The following is a 12,735-nucleotide window of genomic DNA, read 5'->3' on the forward strand; positions in this document are numbered from 1 at the left end:
CTGGACTCTACCAACTGAGCTACAGCCACCGTAGAACTTGTTTCGTTGATCGTTGCGCGATCAGCGAAGAACAAGACTATACAAGGATTCCGGGCGGATGGCTAGTATTCCGCACAAATAAATTACGTGTGGGTCAGCGGCCGCCAACCCACTTCGACTCTAGCAGCACAGCCTCCTTGATGGCGGCGATGGTCTCTGTCTCGCTCTCGAAGAGACCGAGCAGGCGTTTCGACTTGCCATTCAGCACATCGCGATGCAAGGCGTCGCCGGCTTCGACGGACGTACCCGGGTGCCAGCAATAGCGGGCGGTCCATTTGCCGTCCTGCAACTGCTCTGCTACCCAGATCACCCGGCAATCTTCAAATACTTCGCCGAAGGGCTCTTCCGCGTTCATTCCTAGTCCTCAGGGCTTGCTTCCGGTCGGTCGACCGGCCAGCCTCTCTATTCTTATCCCCCACAGAACCATGCGGACTCTTCCGCAGGTTCACCAGACGGCATCTGATCCCAGCGCCGGCGCGAATCCTAGCATGCTGCTTTCGACACTTTGCATCGCCATCCCTGGGTCGACCGGCGTCGCCTTATAGAGATTGGGACATTTAGCAAGGATTCGCCACACAAACGAGTATCGGCATATCCACCAGAAAGCGGAGTGTTTGCCCTACCAATGAAGGGTTCTTCCGTGCGTGGTGATGTTGGATACTCTTCCCCGAGGGACATTGACCCCCCTCGACATTCCCGACAGGCGATCACTCCCGACGAGCATCGCCTGCTTTTTTTTGATGCGCGCGTTCTTGCATCGCTCCCCGTCCTAACCCTCCGGACAAAAAAAAGAGCCCGCCGAAGCGGACTCTAAATTTTGCGATCTCAATGCCCTGAAGGCCGTTTCAATGTAGACGTCGCACACCTCTCGTACCATCCGGGCAAACCCACGGTCGGTGTCGTGCTTCCCATCTTGTGAAAAAAACAGCCCGCACACGGCGGGCTGAATAATCAGTTGAAGAAAGCCCTGTATTCGAGGGCAGGCACAGTGTAAGAACATGAAGCGGCCCTGGCGAATTAGGGGAATCCCTTTGCCGAGGCGGCTCTCCAGTCGGTTCATCTGCCGCAAACGCCGCTGGTGCATACATTTGAGGCAATGGCACACGGCCGCCGTTCGAAATTAGAGCTTTTCCTCGGGGCCTATGCGGCTTCCTGCAGGTCGGGTCGAAGGTGGCTGCGAGCTTCAACGAAAAGCGCATCAACTTCCGCGCGAGAGCGAGCCGCGCTCATCCTGCGGGCATCCGACAGCACGCGTCGCCAGCCTCGCCCACCGTACACACCACGATGCAGGCCCAGCATATGGCGGGTGACCGAACCCATATAGCCACCCTGCTCCACCAGGTTGCCGATATACGCCTGCATCGCCAATTCCGCGTCCTCGCGCGTCGGGATGGGAGTGCCGGCGCCATAGAATCGATTATCCATCTCCGCAAGAATATACGGATCGTGATAAGCCTGGCGCCCGAGCATGACGCCGTCTACATATTGGAGATGATTTTCGATTTCGTCGTAGGTCGTAATACCGCCATTAATCAGAATTTCCAGATTTGGAAACTCTTTTTTCAAGCGGTAGGCTACCTCATAGCGGAGCGGCGGAATCTCACGGTTTTCCTTGGGACTTAGTCCCTTGAGAATCGCGTTACGCGCATGGACGATAAACGTTTCGCAACCAGCTTCGGCCACAATGCCGACAAAATCGCGCACGAAGTCATAGTGCTCGATGGTATCGATGCCGATCCGGTGCTTCACGGTCACCGGCACCGCCACCGCATCGCTCATGGCTTTCACGCAGTCCGCCACCAATTGTGGCTCCGCCATCAGGCAAGCGCCGAATGCACCGCGCTGCACACGCTCGGACGGGCAGCCACAGTTCAGGTTGATTTCCTTGTAGCCCCACTGTTCGCCCAGCTTCGCGGCCTTTGCCAGATCGTCCGGCTCGCTACCGCCCAGCTGGAGCGCCACGGGATGCTCGATCTCATCGAAATCGAGGTGGCGCGGCACGTCTCCATGCAGCAACGCACCTGTCGTCACCATCTCGGTATAGAGCCACGTGTGGCGGCTCAGCGAACGGTGAAATGTGCGACAGCGGCGATCCGTCCAATCCATCATGGGTGCCACGGATATCCGGCGAGGCCTTACGTTTCCTTGAATGCCGCCTGGGGCCTCGGTTTGCGGGGTACTGCGGGTCTGTTCCATTACCTACTGTTTGATCTCGATCCGGCTCATTTTTGGACCCGAATGCCACGCTGCAGCACTTCGTCGACTGCTGGAGCCCCGAGCCATGGGAACCATCGCGCAACGCGTGCGAAAGGACCGAAGTATAGGGTACACAGCTCAGATTGGTTTGAAGACACTGCCAGCCACGCGCGATCAGTAGGCTTGTGCGTCATCATTCCACGCCTATTGGTGCAGCTTTGGCATGCTGTGTTGTGGTGCTCGCATCCTGATCGGTTCCGGTTTCTCGCCCGCCAACTCCAGCACATTGTCATTCGCGACGATTTTCACTGGGTCCGTCGATTTCCACTGCTTCTTTGGGACAATCAGCTTCCACACCGCGCTCTTGCCACTGTCCCGGAAGAGTGCAACGAGACCCACGTACTGCGCCTCCTCATTCATGGGTTCGCTGATGCTCGCCGTGGCATCGGGCCTGAGCACGACGTCCTTCATGGCCAGCAGGTCGGCCTTCAACCCGTCCAGATCCTCGTTCTGGAATTGTGCGTAGCTCAACTGTTCAAACGTCTGCGGCGTTTTCAACTGATAGATTCTCACCACCGTCGACAACGATTGTCCGAGGCCGTTCGTATTCAACGACGTCCGGCTCGTAAGGTCGATGTTCATGGTCTTCACCTGCGTCGTGAACGCCCATTTCGCTGCCGCCATCGTGTTGTCCGTCACAGCCTGGCCCACACCGCAGCCGGCGACTATAAGGGTGGAGCAAAGCACTGCGAGAACGCCTTGAAGCTGCCGGTTCATATTGTTGGTCCTTTCTGTCATTCGTGTTGCTGTCCTGCCATGGCTTGGTTGCCTCAATGTTGTTCCCACGCCTGCGGCGCGTAACCGCGCCAGGTTCCGAGTTGAACGCGGGTGAATCCCTCATCAGGCTCTGCAGCCACTTGCGTCGCATGTGGGCGAAGCTGGGTGGTGAACCCAAGGCTGAACTCCTGCGAATTCAGTGCCGGTGGCGGCATCAGTGAGCGCCGCACGTGCATTTCCAGATGTGCGTGCCCCTCATAGCCGAGGTAGAAGCGCAGCAGCGCCATGACCTCCTGGTACGTCTGCCGCCCCGGCATCAGTCCGAGGACCGATTCGCGCAAAGACGGGGTGATCAACACCCGCACCGTGTTCGTCCGATCATAGAAGCCGCGTCCCAGCACGCAGTTCTCCCCGAGTGGCATCCGCTGATTGGATTCAATGGGTACCCACGCTGGGTAAAATTCCTCCACCCTGATCGTCGCATCCGGGACAGCGTGCTGCAGTACGCCTGTCAGACCTTCCGCCGTGCGCGTGCGCTGGCTGGCCAGCCCAAGCATTGAGAGCAGCTTCTGTGTCGGCACCGGCTGCTTGGTTGCCGGCTGCCCGAAGCCGAACCCCAACAGGCTCAGCAGATAGCGCGACACTTCATCCTCGCCGCCCTTGCGGAAGCCCACCGGATACCGGTACTTGCGCGCTACGCGATAGAACTGCGTGACCATCCGATGGTGGAACAGGTCCAGGAAGGCCGCCAGCGGCTCGGCGCCATCCCGGCGCTGCGCGATCTCGTCCACGAAGTAGGAGGGCATGCGCGCGTCGACCCCGTAGAGGCCCAGGAACGTGGTCCGGATGGCAGGCGGAAGTTCGGGGTAGTCCTCGTCGATCTCGACCGTATCGATCTCGCGCCCCGGAAACCCGAGCCGCCCACTCGAACGGAACCGGATCGGTTCATCGGTCGGGGAGTCGGTCGTGCCCAGCGGTGGGCGCTCAGGAGCCGCCAGTTCCATCAGTTCGCACAACCGGAAGACATTCATCCGAGGCGCATTGGCGAGCAGTGCCGGCAACAATGGGGTCAATGGGCTGCAGGGAGCAGCGCGCTTCTGGCGCGGATCGGCCTCGCTCAAAACGGAGCCCCTTCGCCTTTGCTGTCGGGCCACTCCAGCCGCTTCCCGGTTGGCTGCGAGACGATGACAAGCCGGGTGTACAGATTGAGCGTAGCGTACAGTGAAAGGAAGCGATTGAGCATCTCGCCAAAGAACTCGATGTCCCCTTCCCCCGCAAAACGCGTGCTGTCCAACGTCACCTCAATTTCCACCCCGCGCAGCAGACCGCCCTTGACGAGCTTTTGCAAAGGGCAGTGGCGTACTTCATTAATCCCTGCAATCCGGCGCCGATTCAATTCGCCGTCTGTCCAGTCATAGAGCGCCAGGCTGCCGCGCAACACCTCGGCATCGAGAAGCGACAGGTAATTCGGCGCCAGATGGGACAGCACACGCCAGTGGAAACGGTCACCCGTCGGTGGGTAGACCGGCAACGTCGGCGCCGTCAGGTTGCGCACTTCCGCGATATTGGTGAATCCGCCGCGCATGCGCGTAATGCCTGCCTCACGCAGTCCTTTGCGCGGCAGCATGCCGTTGGTACCAGTCACGGAAAGCGAAAGGGTTTCCTTCAGCAGCGTATCCTGGTGCTCCCACGCATGCCCGCCCAATACCACCCACGTATCGAAGCGGCCTGAGGGACCACGTCGCACGCGGGTATGGAAATAGCGTTCCGGCATCTCCTGACGCAACATGCCGCCACGGTGGCGGAAGGCTGCGAATGGCGCGTACTCGAAGCGCGCGCCGGTGCCTGCCTCGAAACCCCTCACGGTATCCACCGAGTAGGCTTCCACGTGCTGCCCGTGGTGTTCCATTGCGCGTACCCGGTACTCGGTCTCGAAATGCGTGACCGTGATCGGATCGGCCTCCAGTTCAAACAAATTGATAATGGGTGTGCAGTAGAGCCGGATGTTCTCGGCCGAGAAGCGCATGTCGTCCGGAAACGGCTTTGCCAGCACGACCTCCACATCGAAATCCTCGGCACCTGCGGGAATCGCCGCCATGTCCAGACCCACCAGATCCACGAACATGAACTTCTCGGGGAAGGTGAAATACTCCAACATGAGTTGATAGCCGCCGAATGCGTTGTCGGGCTTGGGCCAGAGCCGCTCGTCGACCCGGAATCCGACGGGCTCCAGACGCAGGCCGGGCATGGGCTGGGGTGCACCAGGGCGATCGGCCGGATAGCCGGGGATGCGTACCTGGATCGCCAGCGGCTGGGCGGTCAGTGCTGCGTAGAGCGCGAGCGCCAGCGGCCGGTCGGCATGCAGGTACATTCGCAGACGGGGGATTTCCAACTTCTCGCTGCGGGACTGCGCCTGCATGGTCAGCCGCAGGCGAATCACCGAGCGGCCGTCATCCCTCGCATAGGTGGCGGCTTCGGCCATTCGCAGCGGGTACAGGTCGACCGCCTGGGTGGTCCGGTATGGACACTCCACGGTGTCCCCGAGTCCAGCCTGCGCATCGAGGGGCACGGGATCGGAGACGACTTCGAGGCCTGCCGGCAGTGTCTCGTGGCGCTGCAGTGCGCCGGCTGCCGGGATCAGTTCCAGGATCGACAGCGACGGAATCATACGCAGATAATGCGGCCACAGCATGCTGACCAGCCCCTCGGTCAGTTCTGGCAACTCGTCGTCGAGCTTATGGCGGAGACGCCCCATCAGGAAGGCGAAGCCCTCGAAGAGTCGCTCGACGTGAGGATCGCGCTCACCGATCCGGTCGATGTTGAGCATGCGCGCGCGGTCCGGGAAGGCTTGGGCGAACTCCTTGCCGGCCTCGCGCAGGTAGCGCATCTCCGCCTCGTAGTAGCGCAGGATTTCGTTGTCTTGAGTGGGGTGATTCATGGGCGTTTAGGGTTGGTGCTGCCGTCAAGCGATGGCCACGGCCCGTGCCGGGTCGATGGCGGTCAGTTCCCCGACCAGGGCGTCGATGCGCTGGGCGAGCGTTGCCTTGTCCGCGTCCTTGCGCGTCATGCGGACCTTGAGCAGACGCAGCAACTGCTGCTTGACCTCGAAGGCCAGGGACGGCTCCCAGGCAGCCAGCCGGAATTGCTGGGTGCGTTGGTCGAGCGCCGTCAGCAGATGCAGCGCCGTATCGATGCGGTCAGCGCCCTCGGCCACCCGAGCCATCACCAGTTGCCGTACGAATCGGTCCCGCTCGCCCTCCCGGGCAGGCAAGCCCTGCAGCCAGGCCAGGGCGGCGTCGAGGCTTTGATGTGCGGCGAGGTCGACAGCCTGCGCCTCGGTCTCTGCCCAGTCGGTACTGGCCGAATCCACGGCCACCGGTGCCATGGCCTCGCCACGCTCGATATCACGAACGGTGGCATGGCGGGCGATCCATTCCAGCGTCGTGTCATCGGCAAACGGGGTGCCGTCGGCAAAAGCGAGCTGGTCCAGGCTCGATAGACGCTCGAGCATCAGCGCGCAATCGGTGGCCAACAGATCGCGCACGCGGGTGTACTGGCCGCCAGCCTGCTCTTGCGCGGTGAAAGCGTAGTACTGCAGGTCCAGCCAGAAGTGATTGGCGCCCTCCGCGAAAGCCTGCTCCACCTTGTCGAGTAGTTCGGGCCACTGCTTTTGCAGGACCAGCCGCTTCATGTGGGCGCGCAGTTCGGCGCGCGGTGCGACCAGCCGTGTCTTGCCACTTGCCTCGTGCGGCGGGATCTCGGTCAACGTATCCCAACGTACGCAGCGCATCAGGCGATAGGCGGCGAGATAGCCTTCAGGCTGCTCGCGCAGGAACTGCGCCATCTGGCGCGCTCGATCCAGCAGATCCCGCGTGGATGTCACCTCGCCAGCAGCAAGGGGGGTCGCCACTCCGAAGGGCTTCGCTGGCGCTACCTGACCACCGCTATCTTCAGCCGACGGATATTCGACCCGCCCCTCGAACCGTCGAAACAACGCATCCAGCGCTGGACGCCAGACTTCCGGCCATTGCGCCGTCCGCTCCTGGATCAGAGCCAGTGCTGATAGGGTGCGTTCAAGGTGCGCACCGTTCAGACCCGGCACGCGGTCAAGGCGATCCGTGAAAGTCGAGCCGGCCAGCCATTCCAATGCTGCCTTGCGGCTCTCGGCCCGGATGGGCAGCAACTGGTCGCCAAACCGGTCGATCAGCGCCGACAGCAGTTCAAAGGCGGAGGCCACGCCTTCCGCGCCGTCCCTCCGCATGCGGCCATAGGCATAGTAGACCGCGACGCGGACATCCTTGGCACTGGCCTTGAGCAGGCGCTCGGCCGACTCGACAATCAACGTGTCGTTAATATCCGAGAGCTTCGCTACCTCTTCCTTGATGGCGATGAAATCGTCGTCGTAACCCGGGTCGTCGCCGGCCGGCGCGTCCGCCCGGATGGGCTGCAGCCAGGATTCCCAGCGGGCCTGCGTGGAACGGGCCATGTCGGACGGGGTGCGCGTGCCGAACAGCGCGTTCAAAAGATTGTTGAACATGGTGATTACTTGCGCCGTGTTGGCGTGGCTTGGGTTAGGGCCGGTGGCTCCTTGGCCATGAATATGCGCTCCGGCATCCGCAGGTTGCGTAGCTCCAATGCCTCCAGCGGACCGCGGCCAACGGCCGCGCGCATCTGATAGCGGATCGGATATACCCTATGAACGGGGGCGCAGCGGCGCGCCACTCGTGGCAGTTGGCTCTCTGCGCCATCGGTTTCGTCTGCCGATGCGCTGGCGGCCATATCCCGACTGTTGCCAGTCGAATCGACGACGGCCTGAAACGTCAATTGAACGGTTGCGCTGTCAATGGACATCACCTCCGCGTGCTCCAGCATTCGTATCCAGGCCCAGACACCTTCTGCCTCGTAGTTCTTGTTCGTACCTGCGGTCTCCGTTTGCCACTGCAGCATCGTGCGAGGCCCCTGCAGGTTGTTTGCGGGCCAGGTCATGGCTTGCCAGGTCTCACGCTGGTTGTAATAGTGCAGCTTCTGGTTGTCGATCGTCAGCACGGTGTCAGTCAGCCCTGGCGTTGGAATCGGCTTGAGTTCGAACCGGTACTGCGGATCGCCTTGCATCAGCATATTGGCGCCCACGCGCTGCAATGCGTTGATGAACTTGACGAAGGCAGGGTCGAAGGACAGTCCCTGCGCGCCGCTGCCAACAGGCACCCATTGGTCGCCTTGCAGCACCAGCACGCCGGCTAGCTCTGCCGTAAGGAAGGCATTGATCAGACCGCTTTGCGGGCGGACATAGCGTGCCAGTTCCGGCAGCGATGTATCGTTGGCGGTGTTGGCGAAGGGATAGCGGCTGGCGAATGCGTGGTTCCACGGAAGCGCGATGGACTGCCGCCACGCCTCGTTAAGGCTGGCCTGCGCAGGATGCAAGACAGATTGCGAAGCCTGGGCAATCGGGCGAACGAAGAGCGCGTCGCCCATGCCGGCCCATTCGACACCGAGGCTTGCCGCAATGAGCTGGCCATAGACTTGCGTGTCGGCCAGATCCGAGCCTTTGCCCTGGAACAGCGACCGGGCAATCTGCCGCGCCATCATGTCGGCGTCTGCGCTATTGGTCATCTGCTGCAGGCGTAATCGCACCGCAGTGATCCGGTCCAGGTAGCGTCGCAGGCTCAGTTCGCCGTTATTACCGTCACTATTGCCGCCACCCTGGCTGTTGTACTGCCCCACCAAGCGCAGCACGGGACCAAAGGCTGCCGCGAGCGGGCCGGCGGGATCGGGCTTGATGGCTTCCGGAGTCTCGTCCTTCTTACCCAGGATCCCCTGTGCCTTGGCCTTCAGGGTATCCGACAAGGAGTCCTTGCGCGCGCCAGCGCCGCCCTGGTACTCGAGCGACTTCATGAGCGCGATAACCGGTGACTGGCGCGCGTCGGCCATCAGCTTGAGCTGATCGACAACGCCAGGCAGCGTTGCCGCCGACTCCCACTGCATCCCGTTCATGAACTGCTGCCAGTGCTCGGCATAGTCGGCAAAGTACCGCTCTGTCAGCGCCCTGCGGAAATCCGCTGAGGATTCGCTTGACGCCTGCTGAGCCTGTTGCGGATTGCCATCGGTAATCACCCAGTCATTTGCCACGTCCTGGCGTTGTGCGACCTTCTCGATGACGTCCTCCACATAGCCCTCGTAGGCCTGCCGGGTAAAGACGCCGGGGACAACAGCGTTGGCGCGCATCAGCCCGCGCGGGTCTGTACCTGCAGTGAGGGACGCCAGTGTCTGTTCGGGATACTTTGTGCCAACCCCATCCAGGATATTCCGGTAGACCGTATCGGCGGCATTGCGCTCGCCGATTACTGCCAGCAGCGTCTGGCGGACGCCACCCACTAGCTCGGGACGGGCACCGATTCGCCAGATCGGATTGGCCATCAGGTGCTCGGCATAGAATTTGGCAAATCGCTCACCCAGGTCTTGCTTTTGGCCTGGAAGAATCCTCGCATCGGTGGACCAGTGCTGTGCCAGTTGCTGGGCGAGGAACGCTGCATCTACCCGCTCCGGGTGAGCCAGCATCAGATAGGCTTTGAGCGTGTTGCGGCCCTCCAGCGCCCACTTGGCAGTTTCCTCGCTCAATCCATCTGTCCGCAACTGCGACAAGTCGACCAACGTGGATTCGAGGCCTCGTACCACGGGCGTGACCAGAATGTCGTGGCTGGCCTTGGCGTAAGGCCTCCACAGTGCCGCAAGCACTTCGGCGTCACGGTTTAGCCCAAAGCGCGTGAACAGCGGCGCGCGATGCTCGACGCGGTATTCGTAGCGCTGGATCTGCTGCTGCAGGGTATCGAGCGCCTCCAGGCGTGCTGCGGCGTCGGGCGCCGCCTGGATGTCGTGCGCCGCCTGCTGCGCGGCCTGGAGGTCTCGCGCATTCTGGATGCCGGACAGAAGCATGCCCCCAATCCACAAGCTGATGACGGACAGAACCAGTACTGTAAGCACCGTCACGGGATGGAAGCCCGTACGACGGCCCGGTTGACGCCGCGCCGCATCACCCAAATGTTCCCACAGCGGCAATTCCGCGATGGCGTCGAGGCATTCCCCATCATCAAACGCCGGCGCAAAGGCGACACCGCGAATCGGCAACTTCCTGCGGGTACCGCCCTCCAATCCGCCAAGCCAATTGGCCAGTGCCTCGGCGCGGCCATCCAGCCATTGGGAAAGCTGTCCCAGATAAATCTCCCTGCCACTCTGAGGCAGTCGTTCCAAACTCTGTTCCGATAGCCGATCGCGTAGCGCCTGCAGCGCGGCCTCGACTCCACTGGAGTTCGATTGCCGGGACACCTCACAGGCGATGACTGGCACATCGGCTGGCGAAATTGAACTTGTGTGGACAATTTCGAGCGCATGAATCGGAGCAGACCAGCGCAAACACTCGGCAACGCGAGCCAAGACGATGGAAAAGGCATGCGTGCCGTAGCTCTCCTTTAGCGAGGTTGTCGCCCCGTCCAAGACCAGCACAACCATGTCGATCGGGCGCCGGCGGCGCAATCTGGAAAGTTGTTTAAGTTGAGCCGTCTCCAACTTGCTGCGAACCAATACAGCATGGGGAGTAATCTGCCAGCCCTGTTCATCCAGGTCAGGAAGCCGTTGCGCGATGGCAGCATCGTCGCCCATGACCAGCAGCCACGGTAGACGATAGCGCCAACGTAGGCCATACCGCTGTCGCAACTCAATACGTAAATCGTCAAAATCCTTCGGTGCTTGTTGAGTGAGGCGGGACTTCAGCAGGCTCGCTTGTGTAGTGTCGGCCAACTCAGGTTCTCGGCGGCGAAGCGCCATGGTCAGCGCACGCATCGCATCCCACGCGCGCGCAAAACGATCAAATGATGCAAGCAGAGCGAGAATGAGCGTTCCGATCGTCACAAAGGAAAGCCAAAGGCTCCGAGCTTCGGGCGTCCTGATGCCGAGACTTTCTCCCCAAATCACGATGGCGCAAGTGATCAGGAGCGCAAGCACAAGGAGGGAAAGCAAATCTATCCGTAGCTTCTTCATGGATTTCAAACTTCTTCCTGGCAATCGGCGTTCCGGGTGCGCATGCGACGGAAGCGACCAATGCCAAGACGACTAAATGTCCATATACGAGGCGTGTTGCGTGGGGATCAGGAGTGGGCTCGGCTGACACTTGCAGACACACAGGTCATCGCTCAAGGCAGCTTCGCGGCCATCGGGGCCCTTCATTGGCAGTCTTGGGCCAATGCAAACAATGGCACCCATGGTTTTGCAGACAGGGCACCAAACTGGATCGCCGTCATAGGCTTGCTCGCGGCTCCCAACCATGTCATCGGTCCTGCCACCTTCGACCCTGCCACCAACGGTCGTTGGGTCGCCTCTCAGAATGTCATAACGTCTTGTCACAAGGTCCTCGTTAAAGCAGCCGCTTGTGTTTGATCAAAATCCTGCGTGACATCTGTCTTGGCGTCACGGCGAACCACAGCAGCAAACATTGTTTCTCGCTCCCCCGTGACGATGAGTTGGCGTGAGGTCTGCCCTGAAAGCGCGTCTACAGCGCATGCCAACGCCAGCCAGGGAGATGCCACACCCGCATAACCGACCGTCTGATCAACATCAGTGGGTGCAACCTTTATCCCGAGCTGCCGCGCGGCTTCACGTAGTTTCCCGTTTTGTTCCACACTCAATCCGGTAATCCAGCCAGAAGAAATCTCCTCGGCCTTGACATTGGCCCACTTCAAGGCATTCGCTAACATGGCTTTTGGCGCGTCAGTGTCCCCGCGCATTGGCCGATGCAGGCTTGCGCACGCTTCAAGAGCATGCTTGCCGGCCATTGCGTCGGGCGCGAGCAGCAGGGCCGTACCGGCTTCACTGGTCCCCGTCGGAGGCGAATTGGCGATCACTGGATGCAATTGGATGGCGACGACGAGTCGTGCCACTTGCGTTGACTCTCCAGCAATCATGCGATCCATCCAGTCATCAAGGATTTCGATGCCGGAAGGCAATCTCTCATCAGCGATGTGCATGAAGGATGGTAGCCGCTGATCGGCCCAGCACTCCTGCCAAAGCGCCATATACGCGTCGCGAGCCAACTCTCCATCGAACCACAGATTCACCTCGACCTCCGCGCGCGAAGGGAGAGTTCGAATGGCTTTTGCCACGTCGGCAAGTATTTCCGAGTACAGCCATCGCGTCACAGCGACTTGGCGAACGATGTCGCCTCCTTCGAAGTCCGGCTTTACCTTCGGCACATCGATCCACCGCGCCTTGACGGGCTCGCTGTCGGACGCAATGGCATCCCGCGTCGTCAGGTTGACGGACCCAGACTGCACCGCCGAACCGGTATTCACTTGCCTTTCCGCCGTAAAGCGCAAGGTCGATCCGATAACGATGAAGGGACGAGACGCTGCCGCAAAGACGACCTCGTTATACTCATGTGCACAGTCACGTTGCATCTCAGCGTCCAGCCTTTTTCCTTCAAAGATGCTGTACCTCCTCATCACGACAAAAAGCGGGATGCCCATCGGGAAGATGGTCAAGGTCAGCCAGAATTTCAATGTGTTTGTCGGTAAGTGTGCCGGCCATAGAAGAAGTACTCCCACGGCGAGCACCGCCGCAATCGTGAAGGACAAGATGGCCCAACGAACTTTGGATGGACGTGCCACAGCTTCGGTAGCTTCTGTCGGCAACAGCGAGAAATCGACTGCCATCTCAAACGAAGCTTCGCCTCCCCAG

General features: G+C 60.8%; 9 protein-coding genes. All 9 read right to left on the reverse strand.

Annotated elements, in window-relative coordinates; translation table 11 throughout:
* Positions 1 to 133 precede the first annotated feature (133 nt).
* On the reverse strand, positions 134 to 394 hold the full coding sequence (locus ABDB81_RS16820; RefSeq protein WP_137923904.1) for a hypothetical protein: 261 nt from the start codon (positions 392 to 394) through the stop codon (positions 134 to 136).
* Positions 395 to 1,179: 785 nt separating this feature from the next.
* Entirely contained in the window at positions 1,180 to 2,235 is a 1,056-nt protein-coding gene (dusA, locus tag ABDB81_RS16825; protein ID WP_346812248.1) for a tRNA dihydrouridine(20/20a) synthase DusA, read from the reverse strand.
* A gap of 204 nt (positions 2,236 to 2,439) precedes the next feature.
* Positions 2,440 to 3,012, reverse strand: a complete 573-nt coding sequence (gene tssJ / locus ABDB81_RS16830; RefSeq protein ID WP_346812249.1) for a type VI secretion system lipoprotein TssJ — start codon at positions 3,010 to 3,012, stop codon at positions 2,440 to 2,442.
* A gap of 53 nt (positions 3,013 to 3,065) precedes the next feature.
* On the reverse strand, positions 3,066 to 4,043 hold the full coding sequence (tssG, locus tag ABDB81_RS16835) for a type VI secretion system baseplate subunit TssG (RefSeq protein ID WP_346812257.1): 978 nt from the start codon (positions 4,041 to 4,043) through the stop codon (positions 3,066 to 3,068).
* An 86-nt stretch (positions 4,044 to 4,129) separates the two neighbouring features.
* A complete protein-coding gene (gene tssF / locus ABDB81_RS16840; protein WP_346812251.1) occupies positions 4,130 to 5,950 on the reverse strand; it encodes a type VI secretion system baseplate subunit TssF in 1,821 nt (606 codons plus the stop codon).
* A 24-nt stretch (positions 5,951 to 5,974) separates the two neighbouring features.
* Complete coding sequence (gene tssA, locus ABDB81_RS16845) at positions 5,975 to 7,549, reverse strand: type VI secretion system protein TssA (protein ID WP_346812252.1); 1,575 nt, start codon at positions 7,547 to 7,549, stop codon at positions 5,975 to 5,977.
* Positions 7,550 to 7,554: 5 nt separating this feature from the next.
* Positions 7,555 to 11,043 (reverse strand): ImcF-related family protein, encoded by a 3,489-nt coding sequence (locus tag ABDB81_RS16850; RefSeq protein ID WP_346812253.1) that lies wholly within the window; start codon positions 11,041 to 11,043, stop codon positions 7,555 to 7,557.
* 72 nt (positions 11,044 to 11,115) lie between these two features.
* Positions 11,116 to 11,406, reverse strand: a complete 291-nt coding sequence (locus ABDB81_RS16855) for a PAAR domain-containing protein (RefSeq protein ID WP_346812254.1) — start codon at positions 11,404 to 11,406, stop codon at positions 11,116 to 11,118.
* Positions 11,403 to 12,735: hypothetical protein (locus ABDB81_RS16860; RefSeq protein WP_346812255.1), on the reverse strand; the 1,333-nt coding region annotated here is incomplete at its 5' end. The genes ABDB81_RS16860 and ABDB81_RS16855, both read right to left, overlap by 4 nt.

Source organism: Cupriavidus sp. DL-D2 (assembly GCF_039710735.1).
Classification (GTDB): domain Bacteria; phylum Pseudomonadota; class Gammaproteobacteria; order Burkholderiales; family Burkholderiaceae; genus Cupriavidus.

What these genes read in the sequence shown, in the direction of transcription:
- ABDB81_RS16820 (WP_137923904.1), bottom strand. Translation starts at nt 394, where the DNA reads ATGAACGCGGAAGAGCCCTTCGGCGAAGTATTTGAAGATTGCCGGGTG.
- dusA (WP_346812248.1), bottom strand. Translation starts at nt 2,235, where the DNA reads ATGGAACAGACCCGCAGTACCCCGCAAACCGAGGCCCCAGGCGGCATT.
- tssJ (WP_346812249.1), bottom strand. Translation starts at nt 3,012, where the DNA reads ATGAACCGGCAGCTTCAAGGCGTTCTCGCAGTGCTTTGCTCCACCCTT.
- tssG (WP_346812257.1), bottom strand. Translation starts at nt 4,043, where the DNA reads ATGAATGTCTTCCGGTTGTGCGAACTGATGGAACTGGCGGCTCCTGAG.
- tssF (WP_346812251.1), bottom strand. Translation starts at nt 5,950, where the DNA reads ATGAATCACCCCACTCAAGACAACGAAATCCTGCGCTACTACGAGGCG.
- tssA (WP_346812252.1), bottom strand. Translation starts at nt 7,549, where the DNA reads ATGTTCAACAATCTTTTGAACGCGCTGTTCGGCACGCGCACCCCGTCC.
- ABDB81_RS16850 (WP_346812253.1), bottom strand. Translation starts at nt 11,043, where the DNA reads ATGAAGAAGCTACGGATAGATTTGCTTTCCCTCCTTGTGCTTGCGCTC.